General features: G+C 63.9%; 19 protein-coding genes and 2 tRNA genes. 8 read left to right on the forward strand and 13 right to left on the reverse strand.

Annotation, left to right across the window (positions count from 1 at the left end; all coding sequences use genetic code 11):
• Window positions 1-189: 189 nt before the first annotated feature.
• From OIT41_RS13995 to OIT41_RS14015, 5 genes are all read left to right on the forward strand, one after another.
• A complete protein-coding gene (locus OIT41_RS13995; protein ID WP_241709177.1) occupies window positions 190-1143 on the forward strand; it encodes a J domain-containing protein in 954 nt (317 codons plus the stop codon).
• Between the two features lie 34 nt (window positions 1144-1177).
• Entirely contained in the window at window positions 1178-1645 is a 468-nt protein-coding gene (locus tag OIT41_RS14000; RefSeq protein ID WP_078108363.1) for a tRNA (cytidine(34)-2'-O)-methyltransferase, read from the forward strand.
• A 230-nt stretch (window positions 1646-1875) separates the two neighbouring features.
• Window positions 1876-2472, forward strand: a complete 597-nt coding sequence (gene sigK, locus OIT41_RS14005) for an ECF RNA polymerase sigma factor SigK (RefSeq protein ID WP_241709175.1) — start codon at window positions 1876-1878, stop codon at window positions 2470-2472.
• Between the two features lies 1 nt (window position 2473).
• A complete protein-coding gene (locus tag OIT41_RS14010; protein ID WP_241709165.1) occupies window positions 2474-3352 on the forward strand; it encodes an anti-sigma factor domain-containing protein in 879 nt (292 codons plus the stop codon).
• Window positions 3353-3431: 79 nt separating this feature from the next.
• Window positions 3432-4193, forward strand: a complete 762-nt coding sequence (locus tag OIT41_RS14015; protein ID WP_241709164.1) for a MerR family transcriptional regulator — start codon at window positions 3432-3434, stop codon at window positions 4191-4193.
• 91 nt (window positions 4194-4284) lie between these two features.
• Here OIT41_RS14015 and OIT41_RS14020 read toward each other — a convergent pair whose 3' ends face one another.
• From OIT41_RS14020 to OIT41_RS14045, 6 genes are all read right to left on the reverse strand, one after another.
• Window positions 4285-5658, reverse strand: a complete 1374-nt coding sequence (locus OIT41_RS14020; RefSeq protein ID WP_078108359.1) for a gluconate:H+ symporter — start codon at window positions 5656-5658, stop codon at window positions 4285-4287.
• A complete protein-coding gene (locus OIT41_RS14025; protein ID WP_264636640.1) occupies window positions 5655-6200 on the reverse strand; it encodes a gluconokinase in 546 nt (181 codons plus the stop codon). Before OIT41_RS14025 ends, OIT41_RS14020 begins: the two co-directional genes overlap by 4 nt.
• 74 nt (window positions 6201-6274) lie before the next feature.
• Window positions 6275-7054, reverse strand: coding sequence for a PIG-L deacetylase family protein (locus OIT41_RS14030; protein WP_264636641.1), 780 nt, complete (start codon window positions 7052-7054; stop codon window positions 6275-6277).
• A 5-nt stretch (window positions 7055-7059) separates the two neighbouring features.
• Window positions 7060-8013 (reverse strand): electron transfer flavoprotein subunit alpha/FixB family protein, encoded by a 954-nt coding sequence (locus OIT41_RS14035; RefSeq protein WP_241709160.1) that lies wholly within the window; start codon window positions 8011-8013, stop codon window positions 7060-7062.
• 14 nt (window positions 8014-8027) lie between these two features.
• Window positions 8028-8828 carry an electron transfer flavoprotein subunit beta/FixA family protein gene (locus tag OIT41_RS14040; RefSeq protein ID WP_078108537.1) on the reverse strand — a complete coding sequence of 267 codons (801 nt, stop codon included), beginning with the start codon at window positions 8826-8828 and terminating at the stop codon, window positions 8028-8030.
• Between the two features lie 283 nt (window positions 8829-9111).
• Window positions 9112-10749, reverse strand: a complete 1638-nt coding sequence (locus OIT41_RS14045) for a S1C family serine protease (RefSeq protein WP_241709159.1) — start codon at window positions 10747-10749, stop codon at window positions 9112-9114.
• 331 nt (window positions 10750-11080) lie between these two features.
• Here OIT41_RS14045 and OIT41_RS14050 point away from each other — a divergent pair, with 331 nt between their 5' ends.
• A complete protein-coding gene (locus tag OIT41_RS14050; RefSeq protein WP_264636642.1) occupies window positions 11081-13129 on the forward strand; it encodes a TPM domain-containing protein in 2049 nt (682 codons plus the stop codon).
• Window positions 13130-13230: 101 nt separating this feature from the next.
• Entirely contained in the window at window positions 13231-14019 is a 789-nt protein-coding gene (locus OIT41_RS14055) for a PspA/IM30 family protein (protein WP_078108353.1), read from the forward strand.
• A gap of 67 nt (window positions 14020-14086) precedes the next feature.
• Here OIT41_RS14055 and OIT41_RS14060 read toward each other — a convergent pair whose 3' ends face one another.
• The 7 genes from OIT41_RS14060 to OIT41_RS14090 all read right to left on the reverse strand — a co-directional run bounded on the left by OIT41_RS14060 (window position 14087) and on the right by OIT41_RS14090 (window position 19302).
• Window positions 14087-15223, reverse strand: coding sequence for an acyl-CoA dehydrogenase family protein (locus tag OIT41_RS14060; protein ID WP_078108352.1), 1137 nt, complete (start codon window positions 15221-15223; stop codon window positions 14087-14089).
• Window positions 15224-15288: 65 nt separating this feature from the next.
• Window positions 15289-16221: a cytochrome b/b6 domain-containing protein gene (locus OIT41_RS14065; protein ID WP_264636643.1), complete on the reverse strand. Its 933-nt coding sequence runs from the start codon at window positions 16219-16221 to the stop codon at window positions 15289-15291.
• Between the two features lie 90 nt (window positions 16222-16311).
• On the reverse strand, window positions 16312-17283 hold the full coding sequence (locus tag OIT41_RS14070) for an electron transfer flavoprotein subunit alpha/FixB family protein (protein ID WP_264636644.1): 972 nt from the start codon (window positions 17281-17283) through the stop codon (window positions 16312-16314).
• 14 nt (window positions 17284-17297) lie between these two features.
• The gene (locus tag OIT41_RS14075; RefSeq protein WP_264636645.1) at window positions 17298-18065 is read right to left on the reverse strand and encodes an electron transfer flavoprotein subunit beta/FixA family protein; all 768 of its coding nucleotides are present in this window, start codon (window positions 18063-18065) and stop codon (window positions 17298-17300) included.
• Between the two features lie 209 nt (window positions 18066-18274).
• Window positions 18275-18562 carry a hypothetical protein gene (locus OIT41_RS14080; RefSeq protein WP_241709150.1) on the reverse strand — a complete coding sequence of 96 codons (288 nt, stop codon included), beginning with the start codon at window positions 18560-18562 and terminating at the stop codon, window positions 18275-18277.
• Window positions 18563-18968: 406 nt separating this feature from the next.
• A tRNA-Met gene (locus tag OIT41_RS14085) sits at window positions 18969-19042 on the reverse strand.
• Window positions 19043-19228: 186 nt separating this feature from the next.
• Window positions 19229-19302 (reverse strand) — tRNA-Met (locus tag OIT41_RS14090).
• A 171-nt stretch (window positions 19303-19473) separates the two neighbouring features.
• On the opposite strand from OIT41_RS14090, the gene OIT41_RS14095 reads away from it, so the two are divergent.
• Window positions 19474-19962 (forward strand): helix-turn-helix domain-containing protein, encoded by a 489-nt coding sequence (locus tag OIT41_RS14095; protein WP_241711087.1) that lies wholly within the window; start codon window positions 19474-19476, stop codon window positions 19960-19962.
• Window positions 19963-19984 lie beyond the last annotated feature (22 nt).

The raw sequence follows: 19984 nt of genomic DNA on the forward strand, positions 1-19984 counted from the left end.
CAGGTCAAAGGGATGATCGGGGCCGGCCGGGGAGTTCACAGCATGAATCATGCCACCGGCAGGGGCGGGATCCGGGGAACTAAAGCCCCGGCCGCCGTCGTTCTCATGGTGGGCTGGCTAGACTTGCCAAGATCGCCGTTCCGGCACAGGGCGGCGGGAATCTTCAGAATCCCAGAGAAAGGCCCGTGGTTGGCTCAGGGCAGCAGTTCCCACTATCAGGTCCTCCGGGTCCCCGTCACGGCGTCGGACAAGGAGATCAAAGTGGCCTACCGGAAGGCCGCGAGGAACGCCCACCCGGACCACGGCGGGGATCCCGAAGTCTTTCGACAAGTCACGCTTGCGTACGAGACCCTGATTGATCCCAAGCGGCGGGCGGAGTACGACCGCCGCTATGCGAGCGGCGTTTCGGGCAGGACAACCCCGTTCCCGGCGCAAAGGCCTGACTACGCCGGCACCGGCGCTCCCGGACCGGAAACCCGGGCTGGGGTCCACCGTCCGAATGCCCCGCGGAACACCGCCGGCGACGCCCCCGTCTACGTCCCGCCCTTCGATGATCCCTTGGAGATTCCCCTCATTTCCAAGCGCGAGGCCGCCTTGCAGATCCATGGGATTCCCCGGAAGCGTGGGATCTTCGGCGCCGAAGCCCGCATTCAGCGCGAAATGCGGACAGTCCAGCTCATCAGCCGCCAGATCCTGCCCGCCATCCCTTCGGCACGGCTCATCAACGGGCTTCGCTCCCCCTCGGATGACAGCCACATCGATCACGCCCTGCTTGTCGGCTACCGCTTGGCGCTGATCGGTTCCATGCTGCTGCCCAAGGGCGCCTATGCCTGGGACGGCGTGGCCCTCAAGCACGGCGGCCGCTCGGTGCCGCCGCCCCAACTCGAGCTGATCGTTCGCCACATGCAGGAGATCTTCCCGGAACTGAATGTGACGGGCTGGGTGGTAGTCCACAGCCCGGACGGCAACCCGCACGAGCCGGTCATCGACCATTACAGGCGCACGGACGGAGATTTCGGGTCGGTGCAAATCGTCAACGCCTCCGGGCTGGCACGCGGGCTCAAGCAGTTCCTGAGTTCAGGACCCGTGCCCAACACCGTGGTTGTCCCGGTCCTTGCCCGACTGCTGCGCGGCATGCACTGAGCAACGCCCTCTTTTCGCTGGCTAGGATTGATACGTGTTCCGCATCCTCTTCCACACCCCTGAAATCCCGGGCAACACGGGAAACGCCATCCGGCTCGCCGCCATCACCGGCGCGGAGCTCCACCTCGTGGAGCCGTTGGGCTTCGACTTCTCCGACGCGAAACTGCGCCGCGCGGGACTCGACTACCACGACCTCGCAGTAGTCACGGTGCACAAGGACATCGAGGCCGCATGGGCGGCACTGCAGCCAGAACGCGTCTTCGCATTCACGTCCGACGGCGAATCCTCCTACACGGACATCGCCTACGAGGAAGGCGACGTCCTGCTGTTCGGCCCCGAGTCGGTCGGACTTCCCGCCTGGCTGAAGCAGGATCCGCACGTCACGGCCCGCGTCCGGCTTCCCATGCTGCCGTCCCTCCGCTCGCTGAACCTTGCCAATGCGGCTTCCATCGCGGTGTACGAGGCCTGGCGCCAGCACGGTTTTGCGGGCGCGAAACTCTAGCCACGCCAAGCGGCCGCCCGGACAGCCTCAAGGCGACCGCCGCGTATCACCCATCCAAAGCTCGCCCTGCGCCGAATACCCTATGCAGGCACAAAGCCTGGGCGGGCAGCTGGCCTGCGAATCAAGGGGCCGGTGAAGCGGCGGCCGTGGAAGGGGCGCAGGTGGCTACTCTCAAGACTCACAGTGCTTCTGGTACTGCCAGGGTCACGAGCAATCTATGCTGGACAGTGATGGATACACCCAATGTGCGAGGCCACGAGGCCCCCAGCCTGATTGCCGGCTCGAATGCGCAGCTTGCGGAATTGCTGGGGTTGATGGCCGAGGGCGACCGCGGCGCCTTCAGCGAGTTCTACCGGCTCACGTCGCGGAGGGTCTTCGGCATGGCCAAGCGCGTCTTGGTGGATGCGGGCCTGAGCGAAGATACCACCCAGGAAGTGTTCATCCAGGTCTGGCAAAACGCGGGCAAATTCAATCCCGAGGCCGGCAGCCCGCTCGCGTGGCTCATGACGATCACCCACCGGCGCGCTATCGACCGCGTCCGCTCCGCCCAGTCCGCCACGGACCGCGAAGCGAAATATGGTGCCGCGAGCCAACTCCTTGACCACGATTCCGTGGAAGAAGAAGCCACCAGCCGGCTCGAGGCCGAGTCCGTCACCCGTTGCCTCGCCACCCTGACGGAGACGCAACTGGAGTCCGTGCGGCTCGCCTACTATGGCGGCCTCACCTACCGGGAGGTCGCCGAACAGCTCGGCGCCGCGATTCCGACCATCAAGTCCCGCATCCGCGATGGACTTCTCCGACTCAAGACTTGCCTGGGGGTGAGCTGACATGACCGAACACGATGAAAACAACCGGAACTTCGGGAAGGAAGGCCTCCGCAGGATGTTCGCCACAGACATAGCTACTGATCTTGCCGAAGGCCGCGTCCTGGAGCTTGCCGAGATCTATGCCCTCGACGCCCTGAGCGACGCCGAGCGAGCAGAAATCGACAACTACATTGCCGCCGCGCCTGAACGCCCGGCGTTCCTTGAGCGGGTGAGGCAGTCACGCGAGACCCTTGCCACGTCCTTCGCCGACGAGGCCGAACCGCCTCCCGGACTCCTGGAGGACATTCTGCGGCAGCTCCCGCAACAACCACGCAGTTCACAAACCGGCGCAGCGTCCGCGTCTTCTTCCGTTTCCGAAGCGCCGCCCGCCGCCGCAACGCACGTTTCCCCCGACGTCGTGGACCTCGCCGCGGAACGGAACCGACGGGATCGCCGACGCTTCGGAGGAGTCCGAGGTTGGGTTGCAGCCGCTGCGGCGGCCGCGGTCATCGCGCTTGGCGGTGTAGGCGTGGGCGTCTACGTGGCCGGGCAAAACGATCCCGTGAACCAAGTGCTTCAGGCCAACGACGTCCGGCAAGCGACCGTCGACGTCAACGGCGGCGGCACCGCCACCGTGTCGATCTCCACCTCTAAGAACGCCGTGGTGGTCCGCATGAATGGAGTTCCGGCTCCCCCGGCCGGCAAGGTATATCAGATGTGGCTTATTCCCAAGGACGGCTCCGACCCCGTATCCCAGGGACTCATGGACGCCCAAGCCTTGAGCCACCCGGCGGTTGTCTCCGGCATTTCCAGCGCGGCGGCCATCGGCATCACGGTTGAACCTGTGGGCGGCTCCAAGAAACCAACCCTTCCCACGGTTGCCGCGGCGCCTCTCGCGTAGGAGCGGCCGGCTCTGGCCCGACAGGAGCCGTTGGCGGCGGGCTTGACCTTGACGTAACGTCAACTTTTACGCTGGATACATGAAGCAGGACAAGGCAGATACCTGGACCATTTCCGAGCTGGCCAAGGCCAGCAAGGTTTCCTCGCGGACCTTGCGCCACTACGACCAGCTCGGGCTTCTGGAACCTGCCCGAACGGGACACAACGGCTACCGGTATTACGGCCAGCCCGAACTGCTGCGCCTGCAGCGGATCCTCCTGCTTCGTGAACTTGGCCTTGGGCTCGAGACCATCGGCGAAGTTCTGGATGGCCAGGCCGACCCCGTGGAGGCACTTGCCGTGCACAGGAACTGGCTGCTGGCCGAGCGCGACCGACTGGACCGCATGTCCCGGACGGTCGACGCCACTATCGCAGCACTACGTCAAGGAGAAACCATGACCGCGGAGAACATCTTCAAGGATTTCGACAACAACCCCTACGAAGCCGAAGCGCGCGAGCGCTGGGGCGATCGGGCCGTCGAGGAGAGCAAGGCCCGCCACTCGGCGATGACCACGGCCCAAAAGCAGGCCTTCATGGAGGAGTATGCGTCGCTGAACCAGGATCTCGCCCGGTGCTTCGACGCCGTCCTTCCGGCGGACCACCCGGACGTCCAGGCAGCCGTCGGCAGGCACTACAAGTGGATCTGCGCCAGTTGGACGCCCAACGCAGAATCCTACCTGGGCCTCGGACAGATGTACGTGGACGACCCCCGGTTCACTGCCAACTACGACAAGGTCCGGGTCGGCCTGGCGCCCTACCTGCTCGAAGGCATCAAGGTCTACGCGGCAGAAAAGCTCATGTAGGGCATTCTTGCCGAAAAGCGCGACGGCGGCCCGCCCCCACTGGAAACACAGGGGGGCGGGCCGCCGTCGTACTGGCTCTTGGGCAGCCCCGCTAAATGATCAGCGAAAGCACCATGATGAAACCGAAGGCGACCACCGAGATGAGCGTCTCCATCACCGACCACGTCTTGAACGTCTGCCCGACCGTCAGGCCGAAGAGTTCCTTCACGAGCCAGAACCCGGCATCGTTGACGTGGGACAGGAAGAGCGAGCCGGCACCGATGGCCAGGGCAAGGAGTGCGGCATGCGTCGGGCTCAGGCTGCTCGCCAAGGGAGCAACGATGCCCGCAGCCGTCACCGTGGCAACCGTCGCCGAGCCCGTGGCCAAACGAAGCGCCACGGCCACGATGAAGCCCAGGACCAGCACCGACATATTGGCGCCCTCGGCCCATTTCTTGACCGCGTCACCGACGCCGGCACCGATCAGGGTCTGCTTGAAGCCACCACCTGCGCCCACGATCAGCAGGATCGCGGCAATCGGTCCAAGGCTGTTGCCAAGCTTGGCGGTGATCTTGCTTCCGGTGAAGCCAACGGCGTAGCCGAAGGTCACCATCGCGGCGAGCACAGCCAGGGTCATCGCCACAAGGGGCTGCCCGACGAAGTCCAGGACGGTGCGGATCATGGGTGCGTGGGCGGCGTCGGGCCAGACAATGTCTGCGATGGCCTTCAGGAGCATGAGCACCACAGGGAAAATGATGGTCAGCAAGGTGACGAGGAAGGTCGGCTGGCGCTTCACTTCGCTCAGGTCGACGGCATGCTTGGTGTCGACGCCGCCGGCCACTGCGGGGGCATCCACGGGAACCCAGCGCGCGGCCAAACGGGAAAACAGCGGTCCGCAAATGATGACGGTGGGGACGGCCACCAGGAGCCCAAGGGCCAGGGTGGTGCCCAGTTCGGCCTTCACCGCGCTGACCGCGATGAGCGGTCCTGGGTGCGGCGGGATCAAGCCGTGCAACACGGAGAGGCCTGCGAGCGCCGGAATGGCAATGCGCATGAGCTTCATCTGCGAGCGCTGGGTGACCAGGACAATCACCGGAAGCAGCAGGACGAGCCCGATCTCGAAGAACATCGGGAGGCCGATGATGACCGCAACCAAGGTGATCATCCAGACCACCCTGTTGCCCTTGGCCTTTTCAAGCAGGGTATCGACTACCCGGTTGGCGCCGCCGGAGTCCGCCAGGAGCTTGCCCAGCATGGCGCCGAGCGCAATCAGGAGGCCGACCTCCTTGAGGACGCCGCCCACGCCGTCTTCGAAGTTGCTGACCACCTTGTCCAGCCCGACTCCGGAGGCTAGGCCAACGAAGGCCGAGCCCAGTACCAGGGAGAGGAAGGGGTGGACTTTGAATTTGGCGATCAGCAGCACGATCAGCGCAATGCCGATAGCCGCGACCACGAGGAGTTGGGTGTCGTGCCCGGTCCAGTTCACGCTGCGTCTCCAGTTGTGTGTGCCGGCTGCGCCCCGAGGCCAAGCCGTGCGATGATTTCGTCTGCCTCTTCGGCAGGAGAAGCGGAGACGCACAGGGAGATGTGGTTCTCGTCCTCGGTGGGCGCTTCCAGTGCGTCGAACTGGGATTCCAGGAGCGTGGCAGGCATGAAGTGCCCGTGGCGCGAAGCCAGCCGGTCGGAAATCTTGTCCTTGCTCCCCTGCAGGAAGACGAACACGACGCCCTCGCCGCGCAGGACGTCCCGGTAGCGCTTCTTCAAGGCCGAGCATGTGATGATGCCCGGCTTTCCTGCTGCGGTGCGCTCCTTGATCCAATCGGCAATGATGTCCAGCCAGGGCCAACGGTCCTCATCGCTGAGTGCGTGCCCCGCCTGCATCTTTGCAACGTTCGCTTCCGGGTGCAGGTCGTCGCCTTCGGCGAGGTCCCAGCCCAGCCGGCCGGCCAATACGCCGGCCACTGTCGACTTGCCGGAACCGGAGACCCCCATGATCACCAATACCGGCTGTTGTGCAGTCTTCGCCATCAAAGTCTGCCTCTCTCAATTAAATATGATTTAAACGAGAGTAAGCATATGACACAGCTAACACATCAGCAATTTCAGAAACCGGCGATGGTTTGGGAACCGTTGACCTCGACCAGATGGAACGCTTCGGCGCTGCGCCCATCCGGCATGCCGGCGCGCGAGGCGTTGTGCCGGAGCATGCTCCGGACGGCCCGCTCCATGCCTTCCAGGTCGGGGTGCTGGCTCGCGTGGATCCGGATCGCCGCCAGTTTCGCGTCGATGTGGTCGGTGACATCCACGAAATAGTTCTCACGGGATTCAGGACCGGCGAAGAGCCACAGCCATGGCAGCTTGTAGGCTTCGAGGCCGGCTTCCGCCAGTTCCGGGTAGGCAAAGGGGTTCTCGAGCGCGGGGTACACGGCCCGGGTCACGATCTCCCCCACGGCGAGGTGGTCCGGATGGCTCTTCTGGATCCTGTCCCAGTTGCGCTCCGGGTGCATGGCGAGGACGACGTCGGGGCGGATTTCGCGGATCAGCTTCACCACTTGCTTGATTACCGCGTGCGTCGGTTCCAAGTATCCATCGCGTTCATGAAGGTAGTGCACGTCCGTCACGCCGACGAGGGCGGCGGCTTGTTCCTGCTCCTCCGCGCGCATGGAAATGATCTCCTCGCGGTGGGCAGGATCGAAGCCGCCCGCGTCGCCGTCGGTCATGACGCAGTAGCTGACCTCGACGCCGGCAGCGGTCCAGGCGGCGATGGTGCCGGCCGCGCCGAAGTCGACGTCGTCCGGGTGGGCGGTAAAACAAAGCACCCGCTCAACGCGCTCCGTGGAGGCGTTGAACGGGCTCTTTGCTGACGTGGCGTCAGAAGACAAAGGGATCAGCCTTTCCGCTTTTTGATCTCTTCGGTGGCCTGCGGAACAACCTTGAAAAGGTCGCCGATGATGCCGAAGTCCGCGATTTCGAAGATGGGCGATTCAGCATCCTTGTTGATCGCGACGATGACCTTGGAGGTCTGCATCCCGGCCTTCTGCTGGATCGCTCCCGAAATGCCCGCCGAAATGTAGAGTTGCGGGGATACGGTTTTGCCGGTCTGGCCAACCTGGTAGTCATGGCCGATCCAGCCCGCATCCGTGGCGGCACGGGAAGCCCCGAGTGCACCGCCCAGGGCGTCGGCCAGTTCTTCCAAAGGACCGAAGTCGCCGTCGACCCCGCGTCCACCTGCAACGACGATCCGGGCTTCGGTGAGCTCGGGACGGCCACTGGCCGGCTTTTCCGCCCGCCCGGTGACCCGTGCGGCATTCGCGGTGGCATCGGCCGGGACGTCGATGGTGACGGCTTCGGGCGTGTTCGCCGCGGCCGGGGCATCGACGTCAACACTGTTCGGCTTGACCGTGAGCACGGCGACGGCGGTGCGCGCCTTGGCCGTGGTGGTGTACGAGCCAGCCAGGACCGACTTATGGGCCGTGCCGTCGGCGTCGACCCCCACGACGTCGGTGATGACCCCGGCGTTGAGCTTCACGCCCAGACGGGCCGCGATTTCCTTGCCGTCGGCCGTATTCTCGAGCAGGACGATCCCGGCTCCGGTTGCCTCGACTGCCGCGGCAAGATAAGCGGCTTTCGGCGCAACCAGGTAGTCGTCCAGGTCCGTGGCGGACGGACGGTAGATCACCGAGGCTCCGTGCGCCCCCAAGGAGGCGGCGACGTCGTCATGCAGTTCGCCGTTGACGGCGACCACCGCTTCCCCGAGGGAACGGGCGATCGTCAGGAGTTCCAGGCTGCTCTTCTTGAGCGCCGCGCCCGGGTTGTCAATGAATACAAGTGCTTTTGCCATGTGTCGGAATCCTCTTAGAGCAGCTTCTGGGCGGCCAGGAACTCAACCAGCTTGATGCCGGCGTCGCCTTCGTCGGTGATGATGGTGCCGGCAGTGCGCGGCGGCCGCGCTTCAGCGGTCTCGACGGCGGTCAGCGAACCTGCGGCTCCCACCTGCGCGGCATCGACTCCGATATCGGCGAGGGTGAGTGCCGTGATTTTCTTCTTCTTGGCTGCAAGGATGCCCTTGAAGTTGGGGTATCGCGGCTCGTTGATCTGGTCCGTCACGGATACCAGCGCGGGCAAGGTTGCCTCCACGGTGTCGGCGTGGGCGTCACCGTCGCGGCGCGCAAGGACGCGGTCGCCGTCGACCTCCAGGGAGGAAGCAAACGTGACTTGAGGGAGTCCGAGCCGCTCGGCGAGTTGCGCCGGAACCAAGGACGTTTCGCCGTCGGTCGAGGCCATGCCCGTCAGGACGAGGTCCACGGGCGAGTCGGCGCCGAGATACCGGATTGCCGCGGCGAGGGCCAGCGAGGTGGCAGCGGCGTCGGAACCCGCCAAGGCGTCGTCGCTCAAATGCGCTCCTGAGGAGGCTCCGATTTGCAAGGACTTCTTGATGGCGTTCACGGCACCGGCGGGACCCATGCTCAAGGCGATGACCTCGTTGCCTGCCTTCGCGCCTCCGCGGGCCTCGCTGAGCTGCAGCGCAGCTTCAAGCGCATATTCGTCCAGTTCGGACAGAATGCTCTCGTCGCGGTCCGTGGTGTTGCCTGGGCCGGTGAGGTGTCGGTCGAACTGCGCGTCCGGGACGTGCTTGACCAGAACAACAATCTTCAATGTGTCTCCCACTGTGTTCGAGGCAGCCTTCCATGCTCGGGAATGGCCAGCAACTAGGCGCATGGCCAAGAGTGCCCAGCGTACGGGCTCGTCCTAGCTAAGCATATTGCGCCACCACTCGGACAACGCCGGGTGTCCGCATTAACTCCTGTTTCGAGGATCGTTCCGGCTCGGAGCAGCACAGGGCGTACGCCGACGGCGGGCAGCACCGCAAGTGGTGCCGCCCGCCGTCGTTGACTGCCGGCTGTTTGCCCCGCTGGAATCTGCCGCAACAGCGCAGCTGTTACGGGGCAGCATCCAGGGTCACGTCGAGATCCTGTGACTGGCCGCCGCGCTGGATGGTCACCTTCACTGTTGCACCTGCCGCCTGCTGACGGACAGCCGCGGTGAGTTGCTCGGGATCGGTGATGTCCATGCCGGCGAACTTGGTGACGACGTCGCCCACCTTGAGCCCGGCCTTCTCAGCGGCGGAACCCGCTGTCACCGCTGCGACCTGCGCACCTACCGAGAATCCGGAGCTGCTTCCAGTGGCCGACTTGGGCTGCACGCTGACGCCGAACTGCCCGTGGGTGGCCTTGCCGTTCTGGATGAGTTCCTGTGCAATACGCTTCGCGTTGTTGATCGGGATGCTGAAGCCCACACCGATGTTGCCGCTGGACGACGACGAGGAGCTGTTGCTTCCGGCGGAAGCGATAGCCACGTTGACGCCGATGATCTCGCCCTTGGTGTTGACAAGCGCTCCGCCGGAGTTGCCGGGGTTGATCGGCGCGTCGGTCTGGATGACGTTGAGCGAAACGGTGCCTTGGCCGGCGCTGCTCTGGCTCTGGCCACCGCCGGGAGGCGCGAATTGGAATCCGCCCTGGCCGCCGTTTTGCGAGTTGTCGGAGCCGCCGTTGGGAACAGCCGAGGATGCCACGCTGATGGTGCGGTTGAGCGTGGAGACGATGCCGTCGGTGACCGTGCCGGGCAGGCCGAGCGGGGCGCCGATGGCGATGGCGTTGTCGCCGACGTTGATCTTGCTGGAATCACCCAGGGTGGCCGGGACGAGTCCGGAGGCGTTGTCCACCTTGATGATGGCGAGGTCCGAAAGCGGGTCCGTGCCAACTACCGTCGCCTTGAGGACACGTCCATCGCTCAGCCGCACCTCAATGGCGGCATTGGCGCTGGCACCGTCTAGGGTCACGACGTGGGTGTTGGTCAGGATGTGGCCCTGGTCGTCGAGGATGATGCCCGAACCGGTACCGCCCTGGTTTCCGCTCGAAGCCATGATGGTCACGACGCTTGGCGTGGCTTTGGCTGCGGCCGCCGTGATGGCGTTGACGTTGTCCGTGTTGTTGACAATCACGGTTCCCGTTTGGCCGCTGCTGGCCGCCGCCGGGGTCCGGCTGCTCAACAATTGATCGCTGGCCGCCACGACGCCTCCGCCCACAAGGCCCGCTGCCAGGATGCAGGCCACCAAGGTCCCGACGCCGAAGACCGGCTTGCGCTTCGGGCCGGCTGCCGGACCGCCCGGGTGGGCCGGGAACTGCTGCGTGGAATAGTGCTGCGCAGGGTTCGGTCCGCCATAGAAGGGCTGGTGCTGCGGATAGGGGTGCTGCGGTGCCGCGCTGTGCTGGGGCGCTCCGTGTTGGGGCGCTCCGTTCTGGGGAGCGCTGTGCTGGGACTGGATCTGCTCGGTGGGGTTTTCGGCCGGCCCGTGGGCCCAAGGTGCAGGGGCTACCGGAGCCTGCGCTGTGTGATCGGGCCGCGCGGGGTATTCGGGCTTCGCCGTGAAATCCTGACCCGGCTGGTATGCCGGCAGCGGGGCCGTAGGCTGGGAATTGGCTTGCTTGTCCGCCTCCGCCTTGCCGTTGCTCTCAGGACCATGGTTCTCGGGGCCATTGTTCTCAGGCGCGGCGCCCTGTGCTGGGTTCTCCGTCATGGGACTTCCTTTCTTCCTCGTCCCCTTAACTATCGTCGCTCTTGCTGGATCAAGAGTCGACGTTCGCTGGGAGCTTGCTGAACGCACTCATCGGAACGGTCCTGGGTCCTCGAATGGCGCCGACAAGCCCTTCAACGCTGCAGAAGGGCAGATCTCTCCCCGTTTCGCTGGCGGCATATTTACCGCTGTGGACGGCCCAAAAGGTGCACCATAGTATCAAGTGGAATTGCCACAGCGACCTGCGGCTCGACAACCATGCGTGGGGGCGCTGATGCATTCTGTTTCGATTGCTCCGGCCCGGACCAATCGCAGACGTGCTGAAGGGTTGCACATGCGGTCAATAGTGAAACGTGTACTCGCCGTCATCGGTTTGGCTGGAGTTCTGGTCCTCCCGGCCGCTGGAGCCTGGGCTGCCGACCCGGTGACGATCCCGTCCGGCCAGAACATCACTGACGACGCCGGCGTCCTTCGCGACAAGAGCGCGGTTCAAAGCGCCATCAAGTCCCTCTACGACAACCACCAGTTCAATCTGTATGTCGTGACCGAAAAGACCTTCACCAACCCGAGCACGCCCAGCGACTGGGGCAACGCAGTGGCAAAGAAGAAGTCGTTCGGATCCACGGACGTCTTGCTGGCCATCGCCACGGACGACGGCAAGGTGAACATCACCCGCGGGCCCGGGAGCAAGATCACCGACTCCCAGCGTGACGACATCCTCAAGAACGCCGTCCTGGCGAACCTTGTCCAGGGCAAGAAAAACTACGACCAAGCCGTGATCGATGCCGCCAAGGCCATCGGAGACACCCAGAATTCCGGCGCAGGCACGGCCGTGCTCGTCGGTGCCGCCGTGGTTGCGGCCGGAGGCGTAGGCACGTACTTGTACTTCCGCAACCGTCGCAAGAAGAGCCCGGCCTCCGCTGCGGGTTACGGACCGCGGGGAGAACAGCTCGATCCCCTGGCCTCCTTGAGCATCGCGGACCTGCGGCGCAAAGCCGGATCCTTGCTCATCGAAGCGGATGACACCATCAAGTCCAGCGAGCAGGAACTCGGATTCGCCCAGGCGCAATACGGCGATGCCGCCGTCGGGAACTTCACCAAGGCGCTGCTGGACGCAAAGAACCACATGACAGAATCCTTCAAGCTACAGCAACAACTTGATGACCACATCCCGGACACCGAGGAGCAGCAGCGCAGTTGGCTTGGCGAAATCATCCGACGCTCCGAGGCTGCCCTCGAATCACTGCGCGAGCAGAAGGCCGATTTCGATTCCCTGCGCGAACTTGAGAAGAACGCGCCCCAGGCTTTGGCCACGGTTGCTGCCGGCGCCGACGACGCCGAGGCAAAGATCAGCAGCGCGGAGCAATCGCTCGACGGCTTGCGCGAGAAGTACGCAGACAGCGCGCTGGGGCACGTGAGCGACAACATCACCCAGGCAAAGGACCGGCTTGCCTTCGTCCGGCATGCGACCACCACGGCACAGGAAAAGCTTGCCACCGGCGAGAGCAGCCTTGCCGCGGTAGCGGTCCGCGCCGCGGAAGAAGGCCTGCACCAGACCAACGTGCTGATCGGGGCCATCTCCAAGGTCGCTGGCAGCCTCGACGAAGCCCGGAATTCGCTGGACGGCGCCGTGGCGGACACCAGCCAGGACCTGGCCCAGGCCAAAGCGATGATCCAGTCCGGCGAACACCCGGAGCTGGCCGGTCCGGTGGCCGGAGTCGAAGCAGCGCTGGCGCAAGTCAAGATTGAAATCCAGGGCGGGAAGATCGATCCCATTGCCACCCTGGACCGCGTGGAGAAGGCCCACCAGGCCTTGGACCAGTCCCTCTCGGGCATCCGCGACCAGCAGGAACAGGCAAGGCGTGCACAGGCCGCGCTCCAGCAGACCATCATGGCGGCCCAGTCCCAGATCAGCGCTACCTCGGACTACATTGCGGCGCGACGCGGCGGGGTCGGCACCGAAGCCCGTACGCGCTTGGCCGAAGCCCAGCGGAATCTCGACTACGCCCTGTCCATTTCCAGCAATGACCCGGTGACGGCGCTGACGTACGCCCAGCAGGCCCAGGCGCTCGCGGCACAAGCCGCGCAACTGGCCCAGTCCGACGTCGATCAGTTCGGCGGCTTCGCCAACCAAGGCTACGGCCGGGGCGGCATGTTCGGTGGCGGGGGAAATGGTGGCGGCCTCGGCGGAGCGATCCTCGGCGGCATCCTCATCAACTCCATCCTCCACGGCGGCGGAGGCGGCTGGGGCGGCGGAAACAACGACGGCGGAGGCGGCGGAGGCTTCTTCGGCGGCGACGGCGGTGGCGGCGGAGGCTTCTTCGGCGGCGACGGCGGCGGTGGAGGCTGGGGCGGCGACTCCGGCGGTGACGGGAGCTTCTAGCTCGCGAAGACTAGGTGGGGGCCGGTCCCCCACGTAGAAGCGGTACAAGAACTGATCACTGGATTCAGTGGGCACCACTGAGCAGGACGAAAGGCAACACCATGGTTAAGCAGTCCATTTTCGGGCGGATCGCACAGCTCGCCAAGGCGAACATCAATGCCTTGCTCGACCAGGCTGAGGACCCCCAGAAGATGCTGGACCAGATGGTCCGCGACTACTCGAACAACATCGCCGAGGCCGAATCCGCTGTGGCGCAGACCATCGGGAACCTCCGCATGCTCCAGGCCGACTACAACGAGGACATCAAGAACGCCCAGGACTGGGGCAACAAGGCCCTCGCAGCCTCCCGCAAGGCGGACGAGTACCGCGCGGCAGGCAACGCAACCGACGCAGTGAAGTTCGACAACCTTGCCAAGGTGGCCATTCAGCGCCAGATGTCGGCCGAGAACGAGGCCAAGGCGGCCGAGCCCAACATCGCCTCCCAGTCGGAGGTCGTGGACAAGCTCAAGAGCGGCCTCGACCAGATGAAGGGCAAACTCAACGAGCTCACCAGCAAGCGCAACGAGCTGGTTGCCCGCTCCAAGACGGTCGCTGCGCAGACCCAGGTGCACGACGCCCTGAAGAGCATCGACATCATGGATCCCACCAGCGAGGTGGGCCGCTTCGAAGAGAAGATCCGCCGCGAAGAAGCCAAGGTCCTCGGCCAGCAGGAGCTGGCCGCCTCCAGCCTGGACGCACAATTCAACCAGCTTGAGGATCTCGGAGAGCAGACGGAGATCGAGGCCCGGTTGGCCGCCTTGAAGTCGGGTGGTTCAAAGGCCGCGATCGGCGCCGGCGCTGCTGCTCCGGAAGATGACACTGTGGACGAAGCAGACTTCGACAAGCTCTAGTCCAGCCAAACGAATGGCCGGGCCTCCAGTTTCCATGAGGCCCGGCCATTCGTTTTTGTTGCGCGCCTTATGCCCCGACAGCGAGCCGTCCAACGATGAGTCGCATGATTTCGTTGCTGCCTTCCAGGATCTGGTGCACGCGCAGGTCCCTGGCAATCTTCTCAAGGCCGTACTCGGACAAGTAGCCGTAGCCGCCATGCAGCTGGATGGCCTTGTTGGCGACATTGAAACCGGCGTCCGTAGCGACGCGCTTGGCCATTGCGCATAACCTGACGGTGTCCGGAGCGCCGCGATCCAAGGCGTCTGCTGCCCGGAGGACAAGGGTCCTGGCGGTTTCGAGTTCCGTATCCATGTCGGCGATATCAAACAGCAGGGATTGCTGGTTGATGAGCGGGCCGCCAAAAGCCGATCGGGACTTGAGGTAGGCGATGGACTTCTCCAGGGCCGCCTGGCCACCTCCCAGGGAACAAGCGCCCATGTTGACCCGGCCTCCGTTGAGGCCTTTCATGGCTATGCCGAATCCCGTGCCTTCCTCGCCAAGCCTGTTCGCCACGGGGACGCGTACGTTTTCGAAGATGACCTGCCGGGTGGGCTGGGCGTTCCATCCCATTTTCTTTTCATTCGGACCGAAGGACAGTCCCGGCGCGTCCGCAGGCACAACGATTGCGGTGATGCCCTGGCTGCCTGTGTCCGCAGTCCGTGCCATGACCACGTAGACACTGGAAACTCCCGCGCCCGAAATGAATTGTTTGGTGCCGTTGAGAACGTAGCTGTCGCCGTCGAGCACTGCTTTGGTGCTCAGCGCGGCGGCGTCCGAACCGGCCCCGGGCTCCGTGAGGCAGTAACTGCCCAGCGCCTCCATGGATGCAAGCTGCGGCACCCATTGCGCCCGTTGCTCATCGTTGCCGAAGGCGTCGATCATCCACACCACCATGTTGTGGATCGAAATGTAGGCCGCGATGGTGGGGTCTGCCTTGGACAACTCCTCGAAGATCAGCGCCGCATCCGTGCGGGAAAGCCCCGAGCCGCCGAACTCTTCCCTCACATAGATGCCGCCCATGCCGAGGGTGCCCGCTTCACGCAGGACATCCACAGGGAAATGCTTGGTCTCGTCCCATTCCGCGGCGTGGGGCGCGATGGCCGTTGTGGCGAAGTCGCGCACCATCTCGACCACCGCGCGCTGGTCCTCCGTGAGCTCAAACATTGGCACTCCTTTGCAGTTCTTCCCAGTTCTCCGGGTTGTCCGGTTCTACTGGCTATTCGATGCTTTTACTTGCTGACTTTGCCCATCAGCGAAGCGACGGGGCGAAGGAACAGAGGCCGCGCGAGGAACCACGCGCCCACAATGACCAAGAGGGATACGGCGAAAATGCCGAAACCAACCCAGTTGATATCGTCGCTGCCGCCGTACATGTGGTTCAGGTTGCGCAGGGCCCCGGTAGCGAGGACCAAGGTGACGTGCACGATGGTGAAGAGCACGAAGTACACCATCACCGGGAAATGCACCGCCCGGGCAAGCTCGATGGGATAGATCTTGTTGACCGTCCCGGCCTTCTTGGGCCAGGCAGAGGAGGTGCGCAGGCCGGTGATGATGGCAAGCGGGGCGGCGATGAAGACCGTGACGAAGTAGGTCAGCAACTGCAGGGCGTTGTAGTTCACCCAGCCGTCCTCAGTGGGCCAGTTCAACGAGGCGTACTGAAGGGCGGCGGAAACGGCATTCGGGAAGACATCCCAGCTGGTGGGGATGATCCGCATCCACTGCCCGGTAGCAAAAATCACGATGATGAAGACGATGCCATTCAGCACCCACAGGGCATCCAGGGTCAGGTGGAACCACAGGTCCAGGCTGATCTTGGTCGGCGCATTCTTGGTCCGGATGAATCCTTTGTTGTTGCGGGTCCATTGGGCAGGCGGCCTCTTGGCCGTGCGGACCTGCCAACCGGATCGAACGATGAGCACCATGAAGAAGACATTCAGGAAGTGCTGCCATCCGAGCCATGCCGGGAAACCCACAGGAGCGTTCCCGGGGAGGCTGGAGGCGCCCGGGAAGTCGTGCAAGAACGACTGCACACCCGACAGGCCCGTCAACCATTTGGCCAACAAGACGATGAGCAAAAGTGCCAGCAGCACGCCTGGAACCACCCAGAGGGGTTGGGACCATTTTCTCTTGGCTGCTGTCGACTTTTTGGCGGGGGTGGACATCTTCTCAGACACCTCTCGGAAGAACTTCGCAATCAGGGACGCATCAAGCTAACAGACTTTGGACCGAAGCGGCCAAAGCCTGTTACGCCGTCAGTTGGAACGGGCTTTGACGGCCTCGATGAGTTTCGGAACCACCGTGAAGATATCGCCCACGATTCCGAAGTCGGCCACCTCGAAAATGGGCGCGTCCTCGTCTTTGTTGATGGCCACGATGGTCTTTGCAGTCTGCATGCCTGCGCGGTGCTGGATGGCTCCGGAAATTCCCAGTGCGATGTACAGCTGCGGGGACACGCTCACGCCGGTCTGGCCCACCTGGGCCGTCTGGGCTATGTAACCGGCGTCGACGGCGGCACGTGACGCACCGATCGCAGCCCCCAGGGCGTCGGCGAGCTGTTCGACCAGCACGAAGTTCTCGGACGAGCCCAGGCCCCGTCCGCCGGAGACCACCGTGGCGGCAGTTCGCAGCTCGGGCCGGACGGAGACGGCAACGTCGTCGTTGAACTGGTCAATGACAGTGGCAGCGTCCGTCGTGGCTTCCAGGGACACTGTGTCCACTTCTGCCGTGGCCGCAGGAGCCTCCCCTTCGATCGCCCCCTGCCGGATGGTGAGGACGGGCAGTCCGCCTTCCACCACGGACTCGACGGTGTAGGCACCGCCAAACACAGAATGTTGGGCGACAACGGTTCCGTTGTCGCTGCGCACGCGAACCACGTCGGCGAGCACGCTTCCGCCGACCCGCACTGCAAGCCGGGCGGCTGCTTCGCGGCCGTCCACGGAGTTCGCGGTGAGGACCGCAGCCGGCCTATAGGCATCGACGGCCCCGCTCAGTGCATCCACTGCGGGTGCCACCAAGACACTGCCGGCGGCAGCGGTCACAGCCGAGTAGACCTTGACCGCGCCCAGCTCGCCGAGGCGCGCGACGTCGTCGTCCGCCAAGGGAGCAGCCGACACGACGACGGCGACCGGCGAACCGAGCGTCGCTGCGGCAGCCAGCAGTCCGCGGGCGGAAGCGGCAATCCCGCCGCGGTGGGAAACTTCAATGAGTGTCAGGATGTTCGTCATTTTCTTGTCCTCCCTCAGACCAGTCGGTTGGCGACGAGGAACTCGGCCAGTTCGCTGGCTGCGTCCCCGTCATCGATGAGTTTCCGTCCGGCTGCGCGCGGCGGGCGTTCAGCGGTGGAGATCACCACGCTGCGGCTGGGGGTCGCCGCGACGCCGAGATCTGCGACGGACAAGGTGATCACGGGTTTGCGCTTGGCCGTCAGGATGCCCTTGAAGTTGGGAAACCTGGCCTCCGGGAAACGTTCGGTCACCGTGAGGATGGCGGGCAGTCCGGCGCGGACGTTGAGAGTCCCGCCCTCGCCCTGGCGAACGCCGCGTACGCCGTCGTCGGCGATTTCCGCGGAGATCAGCGATCCCAACAGCGGCAACTGGAGATGTTCGGCAATCATGGCAGGCACGACGCCGGCGCGGCCATCCGTCGATTCGTTCCCGGCCACCACCACGTCAAATCCTGTGGACCTCAGCGCTGCCGCCAAGGTCGCGGCTGTACGCCCGGTATCGGCGCCGCTGAGGGAATCATCCACGACATGGACGCCTGAATCGGCTCCCATGGAAAGGGCCTTGCGCAGCGACTGGGTGGCTTGATCGGGCCCCATGGTCATGGCCACTACTTCAGTGCCCTTGTTCGTATCTTTGATGCGCAACGCGGTTTCGAGGGCGCGCTCGTTGATCTCATCGACAACCAAATCGGTGGACTCACGGTCCAGCTGCCCGGTTGCCGGGTCGAGCTTCCGTTCCTCAGCCGTATCCGGCACTTGTTTGACGAGCACGACGATCTTCATTCAACAGCTCCCTCGATGCAAATGGCTGACGCTTGGAATCGAGAATACTAGGAACTCCTAGTATTTACCATGGAGCGAAGGAAGGAATACTTGGAACTCCTAGTGATTCTTCCGGGAGGCGGGCTTTTCCGCATCGGTTTTGGTATGCGTCTTTGGTATGCGTCCCAGGCGCAGTCCCTCAAGCGTGCGGCCTCCAGGGGGTTGGATCGTCAGCGCGGAGCGGGAGTCGCAGGGTCCCGGCGTCGGGCGAACTGGATCATCCTGGCCAACATCGTCAAGGCAACGACAACGGCGAATCCGGCAAACGTGGGCCGGGCTTCCAGGGCCAAGGCGCCATTTTCACTTCCAGCGGCGACCGCCAGGAATCCGGGCAAACTGACGGGCGAACCTGTCAAGATGGCGATCAAGCCGGTAGCAATACACAGGACAAAAACCAGTGCGACGCCCGCAGCCGCTCCATCCGCCGACGCGCCCACGACCTTCAAAAGCTTTTTCATCGAAAGATCCTCCTCGAACCGGCCAACGCGGAGCGCCCCCGGGAGTTGTTCCCGGCGCTCCGCTTGGAACTCGTCAAGCTTCGGTACCCGGGAGAACACTGCCACAATCCCCCGCCCAAGAAACTAGCCCTAAATTGCGCCTTTCAGGGGGCGAAGTGGCCAAAATCCGTGCAAAATGGCCCAAAATCAGTGTACTTTCCGGCAATCTCAGTGTGGATCTCAGCGCTTCTACGTGTGGAAAAACGAATCACCCGGAATGGCCCGCATAGCCGTCAAAGACTGTGTCCAAGACGTCCCCAGGCAGTACACACGCTGTGTCCCATACCCCCGGGAAAGCGGGAAAGCCGCAAGAGCAGGAGTTAAACGAAAGAGTCCGCCCAGGCGGGCGGACTCTTTCGTTATTTAGTTGCGGGGACAGGATTTGAACCTGTGACCTCTGGGTTATGAGCCCAGCGAGCTACCGAACTGCTCCACCCCGCGTCGCAAAATCAACTCTACCGCACATTCAAGGACACCTCTGACCACCCGGGTGTGGGCTGCGGCACGTTGGGACTCGGCGCCGTCCCAGGCATGCGCTCTACCCATTCCGCCCTCCCCAGCCACACATCGGCGGAAAACAAAAAAGATCCGGCACAGTGTTTCCACTGTGCCGGATCTTTTCTCCAGTTGCGGGGACAGGATTTGAACCTGTGACCTCTGGGTTATGAGCCCAGCGAGCTACCGAACTGCTCCACCCCGCGTCGCAAGAACTACTTTACCCGCAGGTGAATGTCAGGCCAAATCCAGACGACGTGACCTCCGTCTCCCTCGCCCCGGCCTCCCGATCAAAAGAAAGACCGGGCCAACCCACTATGAACTGCTCCCCGAAAGTTGGACTGAGAATTCAGTTCTGACTTACGGGGAGCAGTTTCATGTTAAAAAGCAGTTCGTTGTCCGAGGAGCAGCGCGCGGCCGCGGTAGCGTTGTTTGAGACCGGTTGGGGCGCGAAGTCCGTTGCCACAAAGCTCGGGGTGAGCAAGCGGGCCATAGGCCGGTTATATGACCGGTGGAGAGTTCGCGGAGGTACAACGCTAGTGGCCAAGCCAACCAAGCGGCAGTTTTCGTTTGAGTTCAAACTCGCTGTTGTGCAGCGGTTTCTGGCTGGAGAGACCCAGGTGGCCTTGGCGCAGGAGTTCCAGCTGTCGTCCCCGCTTCTGATCAAGAAGTGGGCAAGCCTGTATCGGAATGAAGGCGAAGACGGACTGCGTCCGAAGCCCAGGGGCCGCCCGAAGTCGCCTTTCGAGGCGCCGTCGCAGCCTGAGTCAGAACTGCAAAGGTTGCGCCGTGAGAACGAGCGCTTGCGGGCAGAGGTGGCGTTCCTGGGAAAAGTGCAGGCCTTGAGGGACGAGGATCCGCGGTAAAGGTCCGCGCCGTCATCGCTCT

The sequence above is a fragment of the Arthrobacter sp. YA7-1 genome (genome assembly GCF_025960325.1).
In the GTDB taxonomy this organism is placed as follows: Bacteria; Actinomycetota; Actinomycetes; order Actinomycetales; family Micrococcaceae; genus Arthrobacter; species Arthrobacter bambusae_A.

Bases quoted from the DNA above. Each gene is read 5' to 3' on its own strand.
- OIT41_RS14075 (WP_264636645.1), bottom strand. From the start codon at position 18,065: ATGAAGATCGTCGTGCTCGTCAAACAAGTGCCGGATACGGCTGAGGAA.
- OIT41_RS14015 (WP_241709164.1), top strand. From the start codon at position 3,432: ATGAAGCAGGACAAGGCAGATACCTGGACCATTTCCGAGCTGGCCAAG.
- OIT41_RS14055 (WP_078108353.1), top strand. From the start codon at position 13,231: ATGGTTAAGCAGTCCATTTTCGGGCGGATCGCACAGCTCGCCAAGGCG.
- OIT41_RS14080 (WP_241709150.1), bottom strand. From the start codon at position 18,562: ATGAAAAAGCTTTTGAAGGTCGTGGGCGCGTCGGCGGATGGAGCGGCT.
- OIT41_RS14065 (WP_264636643.1), bottom strand. From the start codon at position 16,221: ATGTCCACCCCCGCCAAAAAGTCGACAGCAGCCAAGAGAAAATGGTCC.
- OIT41_RS14070 (WP_264636644.1), bottom strand. From the start codon at position 17,283: ATGACGAACATCCTGACACTCATTGAAGTTTCCCACCGCGGCGGGATT.
- OIT41_RS14095 (WP_241711087.1), top strand. From the start codon at position 19,474: ATGTTAAAAAGCAGTTCGTTGTCCGAGGAGCAGCGCGCGGCCGCGGTA.
- OIT41_RS14045 (WP_241709159.1), bottom strand. From the start codon at position 10,749: ATGACGGAGAACCCAGCACAGGGCGCCGCGCCTGAGAACAATGGCCCC.
- OIT41_RS14060 (WP_078108352.1), bottom strand. From the start codon at position 15,223: ATGTTTGAGCTCACGGAGGACCAGCGCGCGGTGGTCGAGATGGTGCGC.
- OIT41_RS14025 (WP_264636640.1), bottom strand. From the start codon at position 6,200: ATGGCGAAGACTGCACAACAGCCGGTATTGGTGATCATGGGGGTCTCC.
- OIT41_RS14050 (WP_264636642.1), top strand. From the start codon at position 11,081: ATGCGGTCAATAGTGAAACGTGTACTCGCCGTCATCGGTTTGGCTGGA.
- OIT41_RS14035 (WP_241709160.1), bottom strand. From the start codon at position 8,013: ATGGCAAAAGCACTTGTATTCATTGACAACCCGGGCGCGGCGCTCAAG.
- OIT41_RS14010 (WP_241709165.1), top strand. From the start codon at position 2,474: ATGACCGAACACGATGAAAACAACCGGAACTTCGGGAAGGAAGGCCTC.
- sigK (WP_241709175.1), top strand. From the start codon at position 1,876: ATGGATACACCCAATGTGCGAGGCCACGAGGCCCCCAGCCTGATTGCC.